This is a genomic window from Variovorax sp. 05L425 (genome assembly GCF_056397705.1).
Genome location: NZ_JBFTNY010000039.1, coordinates 19,781 through 39,705, shown reverse-complemented (window position 1 = coordinate 39,705; position 19,925 = coordinate 19,781). Strand labels below are relative to the sequence as shown.

Annotated in this window: 22 protein-coding genes; 12 read left to right on the top strand and 10 right to left on the bottom strand. The window is 64.7% G+C overall.

Annotated features, from left to right (window positions below; translation table 11 throughout):
• Both AC1DN9_RS28375 and AC1DN9_RS28370 read left to right on the top strand, forming a co-directional pair.
• A partial coding sequence (locus AC1DN9_RS28375) for an NAD(P)(+) transhydrogenase (Re/Si-specific) subunit beta (protein ID WP_235507861.1) occupies positions 1–151 on the top strand: 151 nt, incomplete at its 5' end.
• 46 nt (positions 152–197) lie between these two features.
• Positions 198–1,178, top strand: coding sequence for a Bug family tripartite tricarboxylate transporter substrate binding protein (locus AC1DN9_RS28370; RefSeq protein ID WP_478105549.1), 981 nt, complete (start codon positions 198–200; stop codon positions 1,176–1,178).
• Positions 1,179–1,183: 5 nt separating this feature from the next.
• Here the strand turns inward: AC1DN9_RS28370 and AC1DN9_RS28365 are convergent, their stop codons facing one another.
• The 6 genes from AC1DN9_RS28365 to AC1DN9_RS28340 all read right to left on the bottom strand — a co-directional run bounded on the left by AC1DN9_RS28365 (position 1,184) and on the right by AC1DN9_RS28340 (position 6,756).
• Complete coding sequence (locus tag AC1DN9_RS28365) at positions 1,184–1,819, bottom strand: DsbA family oxidoreductase (RefSeq protein ID WP_478105547.1); 636 nt, start codon at positions 1,817–1,819, stop codon at positions 1,184–1,186.
• Positions 1,820–2,041: 222 nt separating this feature from the next.
• Positions 2,042–2,512, bottom strand: a complete 471-nt coding sequence (locus tag AC1DN9_RS28360; protein WP_478105545.1) for a hypothetical protein — start codon at positions 2,510–2,512, stop codon at positions 2,042–2,044.
• Between the two features lie 39 nt (positions 2,513–2,551).
• Positions 2,552–2,980, bottom strand: coding sequence for a hypothetical protein (locus AC1DN9_RS28355; protein WP_478105543.1), 429 nt, complete (start codon positions 2,978–2,980; stop codon positions 2,552–2,554).
• Between the two features lie 163 nt (positions 2,981–3,143).
• Positions 3,144–3,995 carry a dienelactone hydrolase family protein gene (locus tag AC1DN9_RS28350; protein WP_478105541.1) on the bottom strand — a complete coding sequence of 284 codons (852 nt, stop codon included), beginning with the start codon at positions 3,993–3,995 and terminating at the stop codon, positions 3,144–3,146.
• Between the two features lie 128 nt (positions 3,996–4,123).
• A complete protein-coding gene (locus AC1DN9_RS28345; protein ID WP_478105539.1) occupies positions 4,124–5,869 on the bottom strand; it encodes a tetratricopeptide repeat protein in 1,746 nt (581 codons plus the stop codon).
• Positions 5,870–6,414: 545 nt separating this feature from the next.
• A complete protein-coding gene (locus AC1DN9_RS28340; RefSeq protein WP_478105537.1) occupies positions 6,415–6,756 on the bottom strand; it encodes a hypothetical protein in 342 nt (113 codons plus the stop codon).
• A 251-nt stretch (positions 6,757–7,007) separates the two neighbouring features.
• Here AC1DN9_RS28340 and AC1DN9_RS28335 point away from each other — a divergent pair, with 251 nt between their 5' ends.
• Positions 7,008–7,271, top strand: coding sequence for a hypothetical protein (locus AC1DN9_RS28335; RefSeq protein ID WP_478105535.1), 264 nt, complete (start codon positions 7,008–7,010; stop codon positions 7,269–7,271).
• Positions 7,272–7,335: 64 nt separating this feature from the next.
• Here the strand turns inward: AC1DN9_RS28335 and AC1DN9_RS28330 are convergent, their stop codons facing one another.
• Together AC1DN9_RS28330 and ygfZ are read right to left on the bottom strand one after the other, a co-directional pair.
• The gene (locus AC1DN9_RS28330) at positions 7,336–7,851 is read right to left on the bottom strand and encodes a gamma-glutamylcyclotransferase family protein (protein WP_478105533.1); all 516 of its coding nucleotides are present in this window, start codon (positions 7,849–7,851) and stop codon (positions 7,336–7,338) included.
• A 50-nt stretch (positions 7,852–7,901) separates the two neighbouring features.
• Positions 7,902–8,825 carry a CAF17-like 4Fe-4S cluster assembly/insertion protein YgfZ gene (ygfZ, locus tag AC1DN9_RS28325; RefSeq protein WP_478105531.1) on the bottom strand — a complete coding sequence of 308 codons (924 nt, stop codon included), beginning with the start codon at positions 8,823–8,825 and terminating at the stop codon, positions 7,902–7,904.
• A gap of 86 nt (positions 8,826–8,911) precedes the next feature.
• Between ygfZ and mltG the strand changes: the two genes are divergently transcribed.
• The 6 genes from mltG (at position 8,912) to AC1DN9_RS28295 (ending at position 13,635) form a co-directional block, all read left to right on the top strand.
• The gene (gene mltG, locus AC1DN9_RS28320; protein WP_478105529.1) at positions 8,912–9,934 is read left to right on the top strand and encodes an endolytic transglycosylase MltG; all 1,023 of its coding nucleotides are present in this window, start codon (positions 8,912–8,914) and stop codon (positions 9,932–9,934) included.
• Positions 9,931–10,590: a dTMP kinase gene (gene tmk, locus AC1DN9_RS28315; RefSeq protein ID WP_478105527.1), complete on the top strand. Its 660-nt coding sequence runs from the start codon at positions 9,931–9,933 to the stop codon at positions 10,588–10,590. Before mltG ends, tmk begins: the two co-directional genes overlap by 4 nt.
• 112 nt (positions 10,591–10,702) lie before the next feature.
• Positions 10,703–11,722, top strand: a complete 1,020-nt coding sequence (locus tag AC1DN9_RS28310; protein WP_478105525.1) for a DNA polymerase III subunit delta' — start codon at positions 10,703–10,705, stop codon at positions 11,720–11,722.
• Positions 11,719–12,093, top strand: a complete 375-nt coding sequence (locus tag AC1DN9_RS28305; protein ID WP_478105523.1) for a PilZ domain-containing protein — start codon at positions 11,719–11,721, stop codon at positions 12,091–12,093. Before AC1DN9_RS28310 ends, AC1DN9_RS28305 begins: the two co-directional genes overlap by 4 nt.
• A 76-nt stretch (positions 12,094–12,169) precedes the next feature.
• Positions 12,170–12,976: a TatD family hydrolase gene (locus AC1DN9_RS28300; RefSeq protein ID WP_478105521.1), complete on the top strand. Its 807-nt coding sequence runs from the start codon at positions 12,170–12,172 to the stop codon at positions 12,974–12,976.
• Entirely contained in the window at positions 12,973–13,635 is a 663-nt protein-coding gene (locus tag AC1DN9_RS28295; RefSeq protein ID WP_478105519.1) for an ankyrin repeat domain-containing protein, read from the top strand. The genes AC1DN9_RS28300 and AC1DN9_RS28295 overlap by 4 nt, the downstream gene beginning before the upstream one ends.
• 25 nt (positions 13,636–13,660) lie before the next feature.
• On the opposite strand, the gene AC1DN9_RS28290 is transcribed toward AC1DN9_RS28295, so the two are convergent.
• Entirely contained in the window at positions 13,661–14,320 is a 660-nt protein-coding gene (locus tag AC1DN9_RS28290; protein WP_478105517.1) for a hypothetical protein, read from the bottom strand.
• A 12-nt stretch (positions 14,321–14,332) separates the two neighbouring features.
• Positions 14,333–15,124: a DUF2092 domain-containing protein gene (locus AC1DN9_RS28285; RefSeq protein ID WP_478105515.1), complete on the bottom strand. Its 792-nt coding sequence runs from the start codon at positions 15,122–15,124 to the stop codon at positions 14,333–14,335.
• A 234-nt stretch (positions 15,125–15,358) separates the two neighbouring features.
• On the opposite strand from AC1DN9_RS28285, the gene AC1DN9_RS28280 reads away from it, so the two are divergent.
• From AC1DN9_RS28280 to AC1DN9_RS28270, 3 genes are all read left to right on the top strand, one after another.
• Positions 15,359–15,991 (top strand): hypothetical protein, encoded by a 633-nt coding sequence (locus AC1DN9_RS28280; protein ID WP_478105513.1) that lies wholly within the window; start codon positions 15,359–15,361, stop codon positions 15,989–15,991.
• 170 nt (positions 15,992–16,161) lie between these two features.
• A complete protein-coding gene (locus AC1DN9_RS28275) occupies positions 16,162–18,846 on the top strand; it encodes a helix-turn-helix transcriptional regulator (protein ID WP_478105511.1) in 2,685 nt (894 codons plus the stop codon).
• A 203-nt stretch (positions 18,847–19,049) separates the two neighbouring features.
• The gene (locus tag AC1DN9_RS28270; protein ID WP_478105551.1) at positions 19,050–19,898 is read left to right on the top strand and encodes a TauD/TfdA dioxygenase family protein; all 849 of its coding nucleotides are present in this window, start codon (positions 19,050–19,052) and stop codon (positions 19,896–19,898) included.
• Positions 19,899–19,925 lie beyond the last annotated feature (27 nt).

Below are 19,925 nucleotides of genomic sequence, written 5' to 3'. Positions count from 1 at the left end.
CTACAAGGCCAAGACGGTGATCGTGAACAAGCGAAGCATGGCCGCGGGCTACGCGGGGCTGGACAACGAGCTGTTCTACATGGACAAGACCATGATGGTCTTCGGCGACGCCAAGAAGGTGGTCGAGGACATGGGCAAGGCGATCGAGTGAGTACGCCCACGCGCAGACGAACGATCAAGAGACAAGGGACAACTTCATGAGAAACCCAATGCGTTGTGCGCGGCTGGCATTGGCCGCACTCTGCCTGGCAGTCGCCGGTGCGGGCGTCTTCGCACAAGACGTGTATCCACAGCACGCGGTCAAATTGATCGTGCCATGGCCGGCGGGCGGCAGCGTGGACATCGCTGCGCGTGTCATTGCCGAACAGTTGTCTGTCAATCTGGGGCAGCCTGTGATCGTGGACAACCGACCCGGCGCAGCCGGGAACATCGGGGCGGCCGCGGTAGCCAAAGCTGCCCCCGACGGATACACGCTGTTGATGGCGACGACGCCGATGATCATCAATCGCAGTCTCTACAGCAATCTGCCGTTCGATCTGTCGCGAGATTTCACGCCGGTCAGTCAACTCGTCACGCTGAGCTACGTCCTGGTGGCCAATCCCTCGGTAGCCAGTTCAGTGCAGGAACTGATTGCGAAGGCCAAGGCGAGTCCCGGGCAGATCAGCTATGCGTCCTCGGGACCCGGAACGCAACTCCACCTCATCGGCGAAGGCTTCAAGCGACAGGCCGGCATCGACATTGTTCATGTGCCGTACAAGGGAGCACCGCCGGCGCTGGCCGACCTGGTCGGCGGCCATGTTCAATTGATGTTCCCAGGCCTTCCGGTGGTGGATCCACTGCTCAAGTCCGGCCAACTCAAGGCGCTCGCGGTGGTGAGCAAGCGTCGGTTGGCGCTGCTGCCCAACGTGCCGACGCTGGCTGAAGCGGGCGTGCCGAATATCGATTTCACCGAGTGGTATGGCGTGGTGGTTCCTGCAGGCACACCCGACAAGATCGTGACGAAGCTCAACGGCGAGATCGTGAAGATCCTCAAGATGCCGGAAGTGCGTCAACGCCTGGCGAGTCGCGGCTTTGATCCGGCCGGCAGCACGCCGAAGGAATTTGCCGACCTGATTCAGGAAGAGCAGAAGAAATGGGCGGCCACCGTCGCGCAATCAGGCGTTCGGGCTGATGAATAGGACGTTCAGGCCGAAGGCGAGAGCGCGTGAAGCATCGCTTCCATCAGCCAGGCAGGGCGCTGCGCGCCTTCGACGGCGACCGCTTCGTTGAACAGAAAATACGGCACGCCGTGCATGCCGCGCACCGCTGCCGGCACACCTGACCCGGCAACATCAGAAGGCGAGATCCCGCATTCGGCCCGTAGTTCGGCAAGCACGCCGGCGTCCCCGATGTTCTCGCCGCGAACGAAGTAGCGCTCGAACAGCGCGTCGATCACCGCGCCAGCCAGGGCCGAGCCACCCTGGCTTTGCGCCTGGGCGACCAACCGGTGAGCGTCCAGGCTGTTGGGAAACACCTTGATGCGGTCGAATGCAATCTCGGCCCCGGCGGCGCGCGCCGCCTCGCGCACCTGTGCCTGGCGTGACGCCACGGCCTCCGCACTGCCGAGCCTTTGCAGATAGAACTGGACATAGGACACACCCTGCTTCGGGATGTCGGGGATCAACGGATGCGAGCGCCAAGTGATTTCGACCGCCACTTCAGGACGCTGCTCGCGCAGCATGCCGATGGCAGTGTCCAGATGTCGTTTGCCGATCAGGCACCAGGGGCAGATCAGGTCGAAGCTGACATCGATGGCAAGCGTAGGGAGGATGGGGTTCATGCGTCGATGGTGTACCTTGATTGCGCCGAACGGACCCTTCTTCAAGGAGGGGATGGATCTCTCCCAAAGGCCGTTCAGGATCTGTATCGGCGGGTTGCGACCCCCATCACCGCAGCTTTGGGCGAACGGCATCAACGCCATCGCCGCAAGACGGGCCATGATCACGGCCATCCGCCAGGAAACCGTGATCATGGTGCGTGCTCTGCATACGCCGCAGCAACGTCAGTGCCGTTCGTCGCGGCCCTTCGGGGGCCCGACCCGGGTGAGGGTTCCCTGGAACACATTGCCGACGGGCATCCACACGAGGGTCCAACCCTTGTCGCCGTCCGGATCCATGTAGACCTTGTGGGCCGGGCCGTTCGCGAAAGTGATCGTGCCCGAGCAACTTTCGCCATCGAATCCATAGCTCGCGGCGCCGCCCGAACTGAACGCGAGCGCATTGCCGTTCAGGGCCAGCGCGGCATTGGGCGAGACTGCGGAGCCGTCGCCATTGAAGTCGATCTGCTCGATGAGGGCCTTAGGCTGAGGCACGCCAGCCACGATCACGAAGCCGCTCGCAGCCAGCACGTAAGAACCACTCAAGGTCCGCAGGTTGCATTTCGGCGGATCGGCATTCCCATGTTCCGCCATGCCCGGCGCACACCAGGCCATTGCGCTGATTGCCAATGCGGCAGCAGTCCATGTTTTCTTCATGTTCATCTCCGGGTGAACGGGCTGAGGTGCTTGATGCCGCTATTTGCCCGCGCTCACGGTGGCGGGATTGGGAAGGGTCGAGGGCGGCACCTTGCTGTTGAACTTGGATCCGCTCGCCACGTTCTGGTCGGGCGCGGCTGCGGCTTCCTTGGCCGCTGCAGCCACGGCCGCCGGGTCTGTCGCCCCCTTGAATTCGCCGAAGCCGCGCGTGCCGGCAGCGCCGTTCTGGTCGGGTGCATTGGCCGTGTTGACAGCGTCCTGACGCACCTTTTCAGGATCGACCGTCGATGTGAAAGGACCGAAGCCGCGTGTTCCGGCCGCGCCGTTCTGGTCCGGGGCATGGGCCGCCGCGATGGCCTCGGCCTGAACCTCTGCGGCGCTTCTTCCGGCGGGTGCGTTCTGGGCGCGCAGGCCGCTGCTGGCGAACACGAGCACGGCGGTGCCGACAACGTAGGGCAGTGTTTTCATGGTGATGGCCTTTGCTGGGTCAAGACATCGGGCCATGCAGGAGCGCCTGGTTGCCGACCCGCTCAAGGTATGTGTGCCGGCCCGATACGGCACGTCCGCGCGCCGATCACGGGACGAGGTTTGGCTGATCGATGACGAAGATTCGACGATCGGACCGTCGCGGCTACTTGCGGAAGTTGGCGTCCAGGAACTCGATCAGGTCGAGCGTGACGTTGGCCTTGCGCGTGACATTGGTCCACCCCGATCCGCCGTGCTTGATGCAAGACTTCCGCATCTCCATGATCAACGAGCCGGAGTCGTTTTCGGCGAAGGTCTTGCCGTTGTAGGTCGATCGCCCGTCAGGCTCGACCGACACATAGCAGTTCACGAAGGTTTCCACGAGCGGATCGCGGACCATCCGAACGATCGCGGGGTGTCCGTCAAAGCCATTCGACGCACCGCTGTAGATCTTGACGACGACTTGACCACCCGCCGCGGCGTACTCGCTCGCGAGCCTTTGACATGGCTGGACGCCATTGATCTCGTCCTTCTCCGCGAGCGCCATGAATATTGTTGCGCCGGCCCGAGGTTCGCGCGGGTGAAAGAGGCATCCCGCAGTGACGGCGATTGCCAGGGCGAAGCGCTCCTTTTCGTCCTGAAGGAACGTTCGGTCCGCGGCAAGGAGAGCGATCGTTCCGCCGCGCCCCGTCCCCATGATGGCCACTCGATCGGCCGGATAGCCGATCGAGATCAGGTATTTCCGCGCAGCGAAGGCGTCTCGCGTCTGTGCAAAGGTGCTGAGTTGCGCGTTGTCGGCTTGCGTGCTCGCGATGCCGCGCGGGCCATAGGTGTCGATGACCAGCGCGGCATACCCGGCCGTGCTCAACGATCGGGCGTAGTGGCCCTCCCGGGCATCGAGCCACCCGCTCGGCGAATTGACAATGACCACGGCGCCCACGGGCGCGCCGGCCGGCTTGAAGAGAACGGCCGGGATCAAGCGATCCGTCGCCCCCCCTTGGGGGGATCGGAAGCTCACGGTCTCTCCGCCTTGGGGCGATGCATAAATGCCGGGAGCAAGCACCGGCACCGGCGGCAATTGTGGCTGTGCGTGTGCATGGACGCCTACAAGCGCCGCGCCAATCACTGCGATTGCACTGAGGATTTTCATTTGCCGCCCTCCGGAAGTCCCGCTTTTCGAAGGCCGTCCACCAGCCTCGCACGCTGTGCGAGAAAGGCCGGGTCGTTCGACGGATAGGTGAGAACGACGTAGGCGATGTTGCTCAAGGGCAGCATCTGACGATGCCTCGCCATGTTGGCCGCAGCGGCGGCGTCCCTCCCGTGCAGCGCATCGATCGCGGCGAGCATGAGGTAGGGCTTGCCGTTGTTCGGAAACTCGGCAGACCACTTCTTCAGGATGTCGTAGGCCTCATCGTCCCGCCCCTGCGCAAACGCGGTATCGGCCAGGCTCTGGTTGAGAATCTGTCGCCGCCGCGTCTGGTAGGGCCGCAGGTCGGTGACCTTGTCGAGGTGCTGCTGCGCCTCGGCGAAGCGCCCCTGCCTGATGAGTGCGTTGGCGAGGCGCAGGTGCCCGATCTGGTCGTCGGGGCTGATGTCGAGTGTCTTTCGCCATAACCAGAACGCCTCGTCCGGCTGGCCCCGCAGCAGGAGCATCTCTGCCCACGCCGCGAGGTTCTGCGGATTGTCCGGCCCCAGGTCGAGCGCTCGCCGAAGCGCTTTCTCGGCGATATCCAACTCGTCGCGCGGCGATTCGCTCTGGAGGGAATAGAACTCCGTCAGGTGCGCCGCCCCCAAGCCGACGGACGCCTCGACCGAGTTCGGATCGGCGCTTGCCGCAAACTCGAACCGTTGGCGGGCCCGCTCGAAATCTCCCTTGGTGCTCCCTTGATCCAGGTCGCGAATGCCAAGCGCGATGGCGTCCACCGGGTCCTTCTCGTGGCCTGGGAGCCGGGCCCGTGCAGTCTCGATCTCGTAGTACCGCGCCCGGAGCGCAGCCGCCACCTCCTGACCATAGGAAGAGCGCGTGACCTCGTCGTCGCTCTTGAATGCGGCGTCATGCAAACGGTAGACCGCGCCGGAGGCGATCTCCGTCAGATAGGTGTCCACCCGGACCGAGTCGCCGTCACGCGTCACCCGGCCGCCCAGCACGAACCGGACACCCTGTTCCCGCCCGATGTGTTCGAACTCGGGTGTCGCCGGGTCCTGACGGACGGTGGCCGCGCGGCCAATCACCCGCGCACCCGTTCGCACGAGATGGGTGCCGATTGCGTCCGCCAGATCATCCCCCAGCGTTGACCCTGCCGCCTTGCCCCGCTTGTCGTTGAACGCGAGCACAGCGACGGCCCGTCGGTTCATGATCTCCTCGTCGATATTCATCGAAGGCGCTGCGTGCCAATGCCAGGCAGCGCCGCCTGCCAGAAGGGTGGCAAGCGCCAGGACGCTGACGCCCAACCACCCCCACCATCGAGGGCGGGAAGTACGCGTTGGATCGCGGGCGTCTTCGTCGTCGGATGGCGACCGGACGGGGGTTACCTGCACATCGAACATGTACCCGCGCCGCGGCAGGGTCTTGATGATCTGTTGGTCCTTGTCGCCCAACGCGGTCCGCAGGTCCTTGACGCACTGGACGAGCGAGTCGTCGGTCACGACCACGGCGCCCCAGAGCGCCTGGATCAACTCGTCCTTGCCGAGGACGCGACCTTCGTGCGCCAGAAAGTAGCGCAAAAGTGCAAGGGACTTGGGCGAAAGCGGAATGACGGCGTCGGCCTTGCGAAGTTCCTGCCTCGCGGGCTCGAACACGAAGCCCGCGAACGCCACCGCGCGCTCGCCAGCGGACAAGGCCCCGGACGATTCGTGCGTGACTGAGCCCCGGTCCGCGATTGGATTTCTCACCCCTCCACCTTATTGGCATCAAGCCTTCGGCCATTCGTGCGCGGCCGCTGGAGCGGATTCTGTTCCCTTTTTGTCGCCTCGCGCGCGTTCGCACCGCCTTGCTGCCGATCGTTGGCCGACCAATCGACGAAGGCTGCGCGACGTTTTGACGAACGCTGCCAGCGGGCTCCATTCATCAACGCGCCCGGACAGTCCGCGACCATGGGCAAGTGAGTTACCGCTCGCGTCTCATTGTGGAAAAGATTGGGTGTATCGCACCAACATGGCGTGCTGCACTGCGCTGTCCTGGCGCACGAAAAACGTGCCTCTCCCAATGAGAAAAGAGGCTTGTGCACTGCACCAAAATATGAAAGTCAAGGGCTTGTTTTCCCCTTGACCGGTGCATGACTCTGTGGATAACCGACTGAGCATCTCGCCGGAGCCGCATCCTGCTTGGCTCCCACTGCAATGCTCATCGAACAAGCAGGCGGATCCGAGGTGCAAGTTTTTTGCTGGATCCTGGCGCTCGGACGAGGGCCGACCGAGCGAGCAACGAAGCGACGACCTCAGACCGCCTGGTTCAGCCGCAGCCAGCGCGGAAACTCCCGGTCAAAGTCCTGAGGCGCGACTTTTTCGAAGCAATCGCAGGCGGTATTCGGCAAGGCGACGCTCATTTCGTCATGCCAGAGCACCAGGCCAAAGAGCCGGAATACCTGGATTCTTTCTTCTCGCGGAACCGGAAACTCGGAAACGTAGTCGGGGACCCTCTCCATGCCGACCCTGCGTCGCACTTCGCAGGTGAGCCAGCCCTCTCGTTCATACTTGATTCGGGTCGAATTGCGAAGCCATATCTGCAGATATAGCGCTCTGAGCGCCAGGGCGATCAAGATGAATAGTGCAATCAACATGGAGGAACCTTCAGGTAGATACGTTTTTCGTAAGGTGTTGTCCTCTTCGCATTGCATGAAAAGTTAATACCCTCTGCGCAAATATGCAATATGGCAAATGGAATAAACCCCTTGGCTCGCACACGGAGTTCGCAGTCGTGTGGTTTTTTAAAGGAAAACCTGTCTGCGCACCTGCCACGTGGCTTCGCAGGCAATTCCTCCGCTGCGAAAAATGCGGCCAAAACCAGAATTCGTCGTCGGTGAAGCCCTGAATGGAAAAGAATCTGGGCGATCACCACTTTTTTCACGAAGGGTGGGATGTACGCATTGACGTCCGGTGGAATGAACTCGAGCGACGATTCACTGGCAGCGCCGAGCTTTTTCTCAACAGGGCGATTCGTTGCCGAATCACGCTGGAGGAGGGGCTGAATAGCCAGGACGAGGCAGTTGCCTCACTCCGGCACAGGTCGACGCAGTACATCACGGACTGGGGGCGGCGCGAGCACAATGCCGATTCGGAGTTCAGCGAACTGTGACGGGAGACCTGCCAATGACGATTCAGTTCTTGAACGATTTTTTGCTGTGGTGCGCGTTACTCAATTACAGCATCGGGTAGATGGAAAGCTCCCTGGTCTCGCGTCCCAGATCAAGGTCACGAACGGCCGCAACACCCTCGATGGCCGCGATATACGCATCGGGAAGCCCGCATTGCCGGGCACCCTGCAATACGTGATGCATGTACCAAGTCAAAGGTTTTAGCGTGGCGTCCTTCCTGGTTGCCAGGTAGGTAAGCGCCGAGACGGTGCCTGAATCGGTATCCACACCGATTTCGAAAGCGTCATAGCCATTTCCGAGGCCCTCGGCTCTGTCCAGCGCCGGGCGGTCGCGATGGTCAATACGGAACAAGGCGCCATGAACAACGTCCGTTGGCGCATCGGTACGTTCGCAGTCCGCCTTGGCGGAGCCGTCCCTGCCCACCTTGTCAAAAACCAGTCGATAGCCCGAGACGTGTGCGGCCCCGATCAATTGGGCAGAGGGCGTTCGGTCTGCCGCGCGAAGGCGGGCCGCGCTCATGTTGGAGCCGTAAGCGAAGTACAGGAAGGTGCCTGATTCCATCGGCTCGGCGATTGGCGGGCGTGTCCTCGGGCCGCCGCTGGTGAGCGGGTCTAGATGTCTTCCAGCAACGGATAGGGCAGGGGCTCGACAGTGAGCGCCGGGCCATCCACTGATCGCGCATGCAGACCACCGGCATCGATGGCCGCGATCTGAATCGAGATCAGCGCGGCCCAGCCGCCGTTCGGCGCTGGCGCCGCCTGAGCCACGGTGCCGACCGGTTGTTCCGGATCGCTGGCGGCGAACACCTCCTGGCCGACGGCAATCTCGTCGCTGGCCTGCACGAGATAGGTGCGCCGCTTCAGCGTGCCGCGGAACTGGCTGCGCGCCACCACTTCCTGGCCCGGATAGCAGCCTTTCTTGAAGTTCACACCGCCCACCGATTCGTAATTGATCATCTGCGGCACGAAAGCCTCGACCACCGGTGAAGTCAGCGTCACGATGCCGCTGCGAACCTCGCTCCACTGCCAGAGTGCAGGATCGAGCGCCGGGCCTTGGGGTGCGGCCTGGCCGGCGGGTGCGATCCACAGTGCACGCGGAACGCCGTCGGACGGGTAGAGCGTGACGGCATGCGCCTCACCGATGGCAGCGGCGCGGCCCGGAAGCGCGGCCGGATCGACGTCGTTGGCGGCCAAGGCCATGCCCGCTACGCCGTAGAGGGCGTAATCGTCGCTCGCATCGCTCAGCTTTGCCTTCGCACGCAGCACGAACATCGAAAGCCGCTTGAGCGTTGCCGCGAGGATGTCCCGGCTGCAGATGAGCAGCACCCGTTCGGGCTGCGGCCGGATGCCGATGAAGCTCGCGATCGCGCGCCCCTTGGCCGTGCAAAGTGCTGCAAGACGCGCCTCGGACGCATCGAGCAATGCGAAATCCTGGGTGAGCTGGCCATGCAGGAAGCTGGCAGCATCGGGGCCCTCGGCGCGGATCACACCGAGGTGGGAAAGGGCAGTCACGCCATTCAGAACGACAGAGGTCATCGCTGAATTATCATGGTCTGCTCCGTTCCGTTCGGTCCGCAGGGCTTCCTCATATTTCTCTCTGTTCGCTTCCTTCGTCGGAATCCGTGCGCCGCTTCTTCCTCACACTCTTTCTGCTCGCTGCGTTTGTCGTCCTGGGTCTCGGCGCGGCGGGCCTCTGGTGGCTCAATCAGCCGCTGCGCCTACCGGCGCCCAACGTCGATCTGTCGATCGAGCCCGGCACCACGCCACGCGGCATCGCCCAGGCCGTCGCGGACACGGGCGTGGACGTGCCGCCGCAATTGCTCTATTGGTGGTTCCGTTTTTCGGGACAGGACCGTCAGATGCGTGCCGGCAGCTACGAACTGGAGCGCGGCATCACGCCACGCACACTGCTCGGCGTGCTGGTGCGCGGCGAGGAGGCGACCCGCAGCCTGGTGCTGGTCGAGGGATGGAACTTCCGTCAGGTGCGCGCCGCGCTGGCCAAGGCGGACCAGTTGAAACCCGACACGCTGGGGCAGTCCGACGAGGAAATCATGACCCGGCTCGGCAGGGCGGGTGTCCATCCGGAGGGGCGCTTCTTCCCGGATACCTACACCTACTCCAAGGGCTCGACCGATTTCGCGCTCCTGCAACGGGCCATGCGCGCCATGGACAAGAAGCTCGACGCCGCCTGGGCGGCCCGCGCGCCCGACATCGCAGTCAAGACGCCCGATGAGGCGCTGACTCTGGCCAGCATTGTCGAAAAGGAGACAGGCAAGGCCCAGGACCGCGCCGAGGTCGCCGCGGTCTTCCACAACCGCCTGCGAATCGGAATGCCTCTGCAGACCGATCCGAGCGTCATCTACGGCATGGGCCAGCGATTCGACGGCAAGTTGGGCAAGAAAGACCTCCAGACCGACACGCCCTGGAACACCTACACACGCAACGGCCTGCCACCCACGCCCATCGCGATGCCGGGCAAGGCCGCGTTGCTGGCTGCAGTGCAGCCGGCACAAAGCAAGTCGCTGTATTTCGTTTCTCGCGGGGACGGAACGAGCCAGTTCAGCAGTTCGCTCGATGAGCACAACCGGGCAGTGAACCGCTATCAGCGCGGCGCCACCGACCCGAACCAGCGGAGTGGGCAATGAAGGGGCTTTTCCTCACACTCGAAGGCATCGACGGTGCCGGCAAGTCGAGTCATATCGATGCGCTCGAAGCGCTGTTCAAGGCGCAGGGCCGGCAGGTCACTCGCACGCGCGAGCCCGGTGGCACGCCGCTGGCGGAGACCTTGCGCGCGCAGATCCTCGAACAGCCGATGGACGCGTTGACCGAGTCGCTGCTGGTGTTCGCGGCGCGCCGCGACCATGTCGTGCGAGTGATCTTGCCCGCGCTGGCGCGAGGCGATGTCGTGCTGTGCGATCGCTTCACCGACGCGACCTTTGCCTACCAGGGAGCGGGGCGCGGATTCGATCCGACGGTGCTGTCGGTGCTCGAACAGTGGGTGCAATCCCAACCCGCATCGGACGACGGCGCGCTGCTGCAGCCCGACATCACGCTCTGGTTCGACCTTGCGCCTGAAACGGCCGCCGAGCGATTGACTGGCGCGCGACTGCCGGACAAGTTCGAGTCGCAGCCGGTTGAGTTCTTTCGGCGTGTCGCGGCTGGCTATGCCGAGCGCGCAGAGCGGGCGCCGCGCTTCGTTCGCATAGACGCCGGGCAATCCCGCGACGGCGTCTGGCAACAGATCGAGGAAGCATTGGCTGAGCGAGGCCTGGTCGCCTCGCAAACCGGAGGCGCGCCATGAGCCGCCGGGCCGCCCCAAGGCGAATGCCGCAGCGCTGCAGCGCGGAGGTCGCTGACTTCCGCCGGGCCGCCCCAAGGCGAATACCGCAGCGCTGTAGCGCGGAGGTCGCCGAATGAACGCGGATGCGCTGTCTCCGTGGCTGCGCAAGCCATTGACCGAACTGCTGCGCCAGCGCGGGCACGCCTGGCTGCTGCAGGGGCCCTCTGGTCTCGGTCAATACGAGCTGGGCCTCGCGCTGGCCGCGGCGTGGTTGTGCGAACAGCCTGACGAATCCAAGGGCCACGGTGCCTGCGGCCACTGCCCGAGTTGCCATGCCATCCAGGTTCGCACGCACGCCGACCTGTGCGTGCTCATGCCGGAGGTGGCCATGCAGGAACTGGGCTGGCCGCTGGACGAAAAGGCGCAGGCCGACATCGACGACAAGAAGCGAAAGCCCAGCCGCGAGATCCGCGTCGAAGCCATGCGCGACGCCGTCGGCTTTGCCCAGCGCACGAGCGCGCGGGGGCGGGGCAAGGTGGTGTTCGTCTATCCGGCCGAGCGCATGAACACGATCACCGCCAACGCGCTGTTGAAGACGTTGGAGGAGCCTGTCGGCGATGTGCGGTTTGTCCTCGCGAGCGAGGCAGCGTGGCAACTGCTGCCCACGATCCGCAGCCGCTGCCTGGGCTTCACGCTSCCGTGGCCGGAAGAGGGCGAGGCGTGCGACTGGCTGGTCGGGCAGGGTATTCCTGCTGGCGATGCCGTCGCCTTGCTGCGCGCAGCCGGCGGTCGCCCCAGCGACGCTTTGCGGTTGGCGAGCCAGGGGCAATCGCCGAAAGCCTGGGGCATGCTTCCCAAGGCCATGTCCCGAGGCGACGTCAGCGCGCTTGCCGACCACGCGCCGGCCCAGGCGATTGGCGCACTTCAAAAGCTCTGTCACGACCTGATGGCCGCGGACAGCGGCGCCGCTCCGCGATTCTTCGATGCTGCCGATCTGCCGCCTCCGCCGTCCAGGGGCGCGTTGGCCCGCTGGTCGCGGTCGCTCGCGAATGCGGCAAAAACCGCAGAACATCCATTCAATGCGGGACTCATGATCGAGGCGCTTGTGAGCGAAGCGCGAACCACCCTAAACTCGGCACGCCGTCGCCCATGAACACACCAGCCACACCCGCCCCGTCCGCGCCTGTCAGGCCCAGCGTCATCCAGCTCGCCATCAAGGAAAAGGGGGCGCTCTACGCGGCCTACATTCCCTTGTTCGCGGAAGGCGGGATCTTCATTCCCACCTCGCGCGAATACCGACTCGGCGACGACGTCTACGTCCTCCTCACGCTGCCGGACGATCCGCAACGCTATCCGGTCGCCGGCAAGGTGGCCTGGATCACGCCGGCCCGCGCCGCCGGGAACCGGGCGCCCGGCGTGGGCATCCGTTTTCCATCCGACGACAAGTCGCGACAACTGAAGTTGCGCATCGAAGAGGCGCTCGGTGGCACCATGGCGTCCGACCGGCCGACCCAGACCATCTGATCCAAATCCCGTCCTGCTGGACGCGGACTGCGGACCGTACGCGGCGCGCCATGCGCCGCCACTTCAACATTCCGCGATGTTCACCGACTCCCACTGCCACCTGACCTTTCCCGAATTCGCGGACCAGATGCCGCAGATCCGCGCTGCCATGGCCGCCGCGCAGGTCGACCGGGCCCTCTGCATCTGCACCACGCTGGAGGAATTCGACGATGTGCAGGCGCTCGCGTCTGGTTATGACAACTTTTGGGCCTCCGTAGGCGTCCATCCGGACAACGAAGACATCGCCGAGCCCACCGTGGAGGATCTGGTGCGGCGTTCCGCGCTGCCCAAGGTCGTCGCCATCGGCGAAACCGGCCTGGATTACTACCAGATGGAAGAGCGCAAGGGCGGCCGCAGCATCGCTGACCTCGAATGGCAGCGAGACCGCTTCCGAGTCCACATCCGGGCGGCCCAGCAGACGCGCAAGCCGCTGATCATTCACACCCGCGAAGCTTCGGCGGACACCTTGGCCATCCTGAAGGAGGAGGGCGAGGACGGCGGTGCCAAGGCAGCCGGCGGTGTCTTCCACTGCTTTACCGAGACGGCCGACGTGGCGCGCGCTGCCCTCGATCTCGGCTTCTACATCTCCTTCTCGGGCATCCTGACTTTCAAGAAGGCGCAAGACCTTCGCGACGTAGCGGCCTTCGTCCCGCTCGACCGCATGCTGATCGAAACCGACAGCCCCTACCTGGCCCCGGTGCCATACCGCGGGAAGACCAACAATCCGTCGTACGTGCCCTACGTGGCCAAACAGATCGCCGAACTGCGCAAGCTGCCGATCGAGACCATCGGCAAGGTGACCAGCGACAACTTCGAGGCCCTGTTCACTGGGGTCAACACATGAAGAATTACTTCAAGAAACTCATTTATCTTATTGTTATTGCTGCATCTTTTTCGGCAAACGCGGATTCGTTCAATGACTTTTTCAGGGCCGTGCGCGCGGACAACGCGGGTGGCGTCCAGAACCTCCTGAACCGTGGATTCGACCCCAATACCCGCGACGAGCACGGCCAGACCGGCTTGCTGATCGCGCTGCGGGAGCCTTCGCCGAAGGTCATCAAGGTGCTGCTGGACTTCCCGAAGACCGACGTCGAAGCGCGCAATCCGAAGGACGAAAGCCCGTTGATGCTGGCGGCGATCAAGGGCCAGAAGGACATCGTCGCGCGCTTGATCGAGCGCGATGCCGACGTCAACAAGCCTGGCTGGACACCGCTGCACTATGCGACGACTAACGGTCATCTGGAAATCATGAAGCTGTTGCTGGACAACGATGCTTTCATCAACGCGCAGTCGCCGAACGGCACCACGCCGTTGATGATGGCGTCGATGTACGGGTCGGATGCGGCGGTCAAGTTGCTGCTCGACGAGGGCGCCGATCCGCTGATGAAGAACGAGCAAGGCATGACGGCCGCCGACTTCGCGAAGCGTGCCAACCGGGCGGGTGCCATGGAGATGCTGGCGGTCGCCATGCGGCCGAAGAAGCCCGCTGACGGGAAGTGGTGAGCGGGCGAGGGCGGCAGGCCAGAGGCTAGTACGGGGCATTGACCACGACGTACTGAGACCCTTGCGGCTGGTACCAGGTGCTTCCGCATTGCTGGTAGACCATGCCGCCGTAGTTGACCGGGGCACAGTTGGCCGGCACCGTATTGACCATCGAGCCGATCACAGCCGACGTCACTGCCACCGCGGCGCCGACGGCTACGGCGCCAGCGACCGGGTGATAGTCGTTGTCCCAGCCGCCACAGCAATTGTTGTTGCCGCCGGCCACGACGACGTTGGTGTTGCGGTTCGCGTTGACGTTGGTGTTCCGGTTGGCGTTGACGTTCGTGTTGCGGCTGGCATTGTTGACGTTGTTGACGCTGGAGCTGCGAACGTCATTGGTCCGTGTGTCGGCCCTGCTGTTGTTGGCCTGCTGCCTGCCACCGCCGCCCGCGCCCGCGCGGGCACCCCCGGCCGCGGCTGCACCCCCGCCTGCAGCCGCACCCGCGCGCGCACCGCCGCCGCCTCCTGCTGCTCCAGCGCGAGCACCGCCACCCCCGCCGCCCCCGGCACGCGCACCGCCACCGCCTCCACCGCCGCGACCACCGCCGCCGCCTTCCCGAGCCTCCGCCGCAGGTGTCATGGCGAAACTGGCCAGAATGAGTGTGGCCAGAGGGACCGCGAGCAACCTGGTGAATGATCCTTTCATGGTCGTTCTCCTCTAGTTGGTCTTCGCCGGGACAAATTCGATCTTTGTCGCCCCCTTGGGCGGCGTGAACCTGAACGTTGCCTCCTTGAAAGCCGGGTTCAGGTTCCAGTCCATGACGCTGACCGATTGGGGCCGGGCCTCATCGCCACGATTGGTGATCACGAGTTTGCGCGGCAAGGGCTTGGCACCGGTTGCGATCCATATCTGCCAATCGAAATCTCCCTGGCGAAAGGCGTAGTGGTCGCAGAGGTCATTGCCGATCAGATCCTGCCCGGCATTCATGGCCGATTCGATCTTGTCGACCGGCGCGGCCGGCGTGCCCCACAGGAACAGGTCGGACAGCGGAACCTCGAAGCCGTAGCGCTCTTCCAGCTTCTTCACAAGTTCGCCGTTCGTCCCCGAGAATTCGACCGAGGAGTAGTACTTCTGCGCAGGGAAGAAGAGGGTGACCGTCTTGCCGTCATAGATGATTTCGCGCTCGGAGCGAACGCTCCACATTCGCGCGCGGATCCTGTCCGGGCGCTGCACGTCGACCGTCGCCGATGCGGTGTGCAGCAGCTTCTGGCCGTCGGCCAGAACGCGCTCGCCCATCAGCGACGTGGACGTCCGGAAGCGCCCCAGGGTCTGCAAGTAGGCGCCCATGTCCTTGAGAGCCTGGATCGAGGCCGGATCGACGGGATTCGCGGCTGGCGCGGCTGGCGCGGCTGGCGCGGCCGTGGCTGCCGCCGGAGCCGTTTGCGCGACAACGACCGGCGCCGTCAATGACAAGGCCAGCACGGCCGAAGCGAGTCCTGCGAGTTTCATAGGTTCTCCTTTTGGTGCCATGTGAACAGCAACCCGCCCTGAAAAACGCGAGCATGCGCGCAAGGCTCGTCGGGCTCGTTGACGAATGTCAATCACGTCCGGACAGAGGTCCGTTGGTGTGTATGCGCTCGTGTCGCGAACCCATGGCGGAGCACATTTCGGCTCAACACCAGAGGGGGCGGCTATATCGAGCGCGCTTGACGATCGTCAATCTGAGGTGCCCGGCGTGGGACCATGCTTGAGCACATCATTTCCGCGAAAGGGATTCCCATGAAGATCGCAGCTTCGATCACAGTTTTGGCAGTGCTGGGCGCGTTCATGGCGCCCGCTATCGCCGAGGACAAACCCGCCCATGAGGTCACGGCCTCCACGAACCCCGGCACAGGAACCGTCAAGGAAGTCATCCGAGCCACAGGCGTCGTGCAGGCGATCGATCTCGAGAAGCGTCATGTGACCCTCAAGGACTCTCATGGCAAGGTGCATGTCTTCGGGATCGGACCCGAGGCGCGCAACTTCGATCAAGTCAAGGTGGGCGACCGGGTGAACGTCCGTTACGCGCAGGCGCTGACGTTGACCTTGATGAAGGGCGGCGACGAGATCCGCAGCAGGGTCCAGACCGCGGCTGGCGACAGGACCGACGCAGGTCAACTCCCCGGTGGCGCGATCGGCCAGAAGGTCGAGGTCACCGCCAACGTTGTTGCGGTCAACCGGAAGACCCACATGATCACGCTGCGCGGGACGGAGTACGAGGTTGATCTGAATATCCGCGACCCCGAGCAGCTGAAGAGGATCAAGGTGGGCGATCAGGTCCATGCGGTCTACACCGAGGCGGTCGCGCTGTCGGTCGAGCCTGCTGCGAAGAAGTAGCAGCACGCGAGCGCCGGCGGGTGGGTTAGCACCCCCCGGCCGGCCTGACTGGCAAAGCTAGAATCTTCCAGCCTGCAGACCTGGGTTGCAGGCTTGGGCATTTCCGAGCCACCCGTGTCGCACCGGACAGCCGACTTCCATACCTCTGCATGCTCGAAGAGAGGACGTCTGTGACGCGTGCTTCCGCCGAAGTCGACGATGACTTGCTGCTCAAGGTCTCGCCACCTCGGGTCCCGCGTGATCTTGTTTCCCGTGCGCGACTCTTGTCGACGGCGAGCGGCATCCGGGATATTCCCGCGATCGTCGTCCAGGCGCCGGCGGGCTTCGGAAAGACTTCCTTGCTGGCCCAGTGGCGGCTCGAGCATTTGTCCCGCGGCGCCGTGGTCGCGTGGCTCTTCGCCCAACGGCAGGACGAACCACAGCGCCTCGCGCAGAGCCTCGCCCTGGCGGTCCGGCGCGGCTCCGGGCGCTCGACTTTCGGACACACCCTGCTCGAAGCCGTAGGCCCCGGCGGTCTGGAGGGGATCACGGTCTGGCTCGCCGAACTGACGCAGACGGCGCTGGATGTCGTCCTGTTCGTCGACGAGGCCGATCGCCTGCCGACAGCATCGCGCGAAGCCCTTGTCTACCTCATGCGCAACGCGCCGCCGAATCTGCGGGTGATCGTCGCAGCGCGCCCCGATTGCCACCTGGACATCGACGATCTCGTTGCCTATGGGCAATGCACCGTCATCGAACCCGCCGCGCTTCGGTTCCGGCTCGACGAGACCATGGAGCTCGTGCGCATCCGCCTGGGTGCGCGCGTCGACAACGACACCGCCGCCCGCCTGCACGAAGTGACCGAAGGGTGGCCGCTTGGCGTGCAGCTCGCGATGACGATCATCGCGCGCGGGGTCGATGCACACGCGGACGTCGCGAGCATGGCCATGCTCGACGGCAGGCTGCATGACCATTTCGTCAAGCTGCTGCTTGCCAACCTCGATCCCGGCGACAGCGATTTCCTCGTTCGGATCTCGATCCTCGACCACCTCCATCCTGACCTGTGCCGCGCGGTGACCGGCTATGACGACGCGGTCGAGCGACTGGCGCGCCTGAGCCGGGATACGCCCGTCTTCGCCGAAGCCGAGGGCGGTGATTGGCTGCGCATGCATACGCTGGCGCGCGATGTGCTGCGCAAGCTCTTCTCGGGCCTGGACGCGACGCAGCAAGCCAAGCTGCATTCATCCGCGGCCGAATGGCTCGCCGAGCACGGCTTGCTCGAGTACGCGGCCCGACACGCATTGACGGCGGGCGAGCACCAGAAGGCCTATGGGCTGGCCGAGCGCAGCCTCTACGAATCCATCATGAGGCACGGCCGGCAGGGGGCAGTGCTCGAATGGCTTTCGCAAGTGCCGGCCGACGAACTCGATCGGCGGCCCCGCCTTTTGCTCGCTGCCGCGTGGACCTTGGCGGTCAGTGAGCGCCACCAGGAAGCCGAGCGCCTGGTGGCGCGCATCCTGGCCCAGCCAGAGGTCAGCGATGACCTTCGCTTCGAATGCGCGCTGATCCTCGGCGGAGCAGCAGTGTTCGCAGACGACCCGGATCGGTTCGCGGCACTGCACGATCCCTGGTCGGATGCGCCGGCGCTTCGCGATCCGGTCTTGCTGCAGATTCACGCCAACCGCACGGCGTACCGGGCGCTGCTTTCAGGCGAGCCCGCGCTGGCGCGGCTGCGCGAGCAACAGGCGCCGCGTGGCGATTTCGGGGGCGTGGGGTACACCGCGCGCTGGGGCGAATTCATCATCGGGCTCAGTTACATCTGGGAAGGGCAGGTCCTGCTCGCCGAGAGCCTTCTGCAGCCGGCGGTGGCGCGCGCGGAGGCCGACCTGGGGCGGCGAAACAGGTTCACCTGCTCGCTGGCGGGGCTGCTCGCCGCGGCGGCCTGGGAATGCGACCGGCCCCGCGAAGCGGCGGCGCTGCTGGCTGACCGGCTGGACGTTCTCGAGCACAGCGGCCTGCCTGAATCCTTGCTACTGGCCTATCGGACCATGGCGCGCATCGCGGTGGCCGAGGGCGCCGAAAACCGCGCACTGGAGCTTCTCGGCGGCCTGGACGCCGCCGGCAGGGCCCGTGGCCTGCCGCGACTGCGCATCGCCAGCCTGTGCGAGCAGGTGCGCCTGCATGCCGGGCGATATCGCTCGGTGAGCTGCCGCCAGCTTTGTGACGAGATCGACGCGCTGCTGGAGGACGATGCGACGCCCAAGGGGCGACTCTGGCGAGAGAGCGTGGAAGTCCTCCGCGAAGTCGCCCTCGGCTACGCGGCGATCGGCGCAAAGGACTGGCGCGGCGCGCAGGCGCCGCTGGCGCGTGCCGGCGAACTGGCGCGGGCGATCAAGCAGGGGCGCCTCCGGATCGAGCTTCTCGGGCTGCAGGCCTTTGCCCTCGACCAGTGCGGAGAGGATTCGCAGAAGCAGTTGCGTGAGGCCATGGATCTCGCGGACACCTATGGCCTCCGCCGGGTGTTTGCCGATGCGCATCCGGACCTGGGCGACTGGGTCCGAAACGTTGGCGCGGAGGGATCGGGTCGCCAGAGCCGGGCACCCGAACCGACGCCTTCGCCGGAGTCGCGCGTCAGGGAGCCGGAGGCGCCGCGACCGGCCGCGCCCTACGGCATGGTGCTCACGCCCAAGGAGCGCGAAGTTCTGGAACTGCTGGCACACAATCTGTCGAACAAGGAAATCGGCCGGGCCATGCAGGTGGGCGAAACCACCATCAAATGGCACGTGAAGAATCTTTTCGCCAAGCTTGACGCCGGCACGCGCAAGCAGGTCGTCCTCCGCGCCCGGATCCTCGGGCTGATCAAGTCGACAGACTGACAAGCGGTTACGCCGCCGCGGGGCCCTACCGGTAGGGGCCCCTGCTGCAAGGAGGGGGCGCCGAGAGGGCCATCTCCATATTCTCACGGCCTACGGAGCCGCCTCTTCACGGCCCGTTCCACCGACAAGAGTCCAGTCCGATGACGGTGGCTCAACACGGAGACAACAGGCCCATGAACTCAACGACCCAACCGAAGACCTCCATCAAGGTCGAGCCACTCACCTGCAGCATCGGCGCGCAGTTGAGCAATGTAGATCTCGGCGCCGCCTCGCGCGACGCCTCGCTGGTGGCGGAAATCCGTGCACTGCTGCTCAAGCACAAGGTGCTTTTCTTCCGCGACCAGAACATGACGCGCGCCGAGCACGTGGCCTTTGCCCGCCACTTCGGCGAGCTGGAAGACCATCCGGTGGCCGGCAGCGACCCGGAGAACCCGGGCCTGGTGCGCATCTACAAGTCGCCGGACAGCCCCAACGATCGCTACGAGAACTCCTGGCACTGCGACGCCACCTGGCGCGAAAAGCCGCCCTTCGGCTGCGTGCTGCGCTGCGTGGAATGCCCGCCGGTCGGCGGCGACACCATGTGGGCCAACATGGCGCTGGCCTACGAAAGGCTGCCGCAAATCATCAAGGACCAGATCGCGCCCCTGCGCGCCCGCCACAGCATCGAGGCCAGCTTCGGCGCCGCAATGCCGATGGAAAAGCGCCTCGCGCTGCACGCGCAGTTCCCGGATGCCGAGCACCCCGTGGTGCGCACGCATCCGGAGACAGGCGAGAAGATCCTGTTCGTCAACGCGTTCACGACGCACTTCACCAATTTCCACAATGCCGACAGCGTGCGCTACGGCCAGGACTACGCGCCAGGCGCCAGCCAGTTGCTGCAGTACCTGATCAGCCAGGCGGCTATCCCTGAATACCAGGTGCGCTTCCGCTGGCAGCCCAACAGCGTGGCCATGTGGGACAACCGCTCCACCCAGCACTACGCCGTGATGGATTACCCCCCTTGCCACCGAAAGATGGAGCGCGCCGGCATCGTCGGTGAAGCGACCTTCTAGGCAGCACCTTTTCTTCCTGTCCCCCTT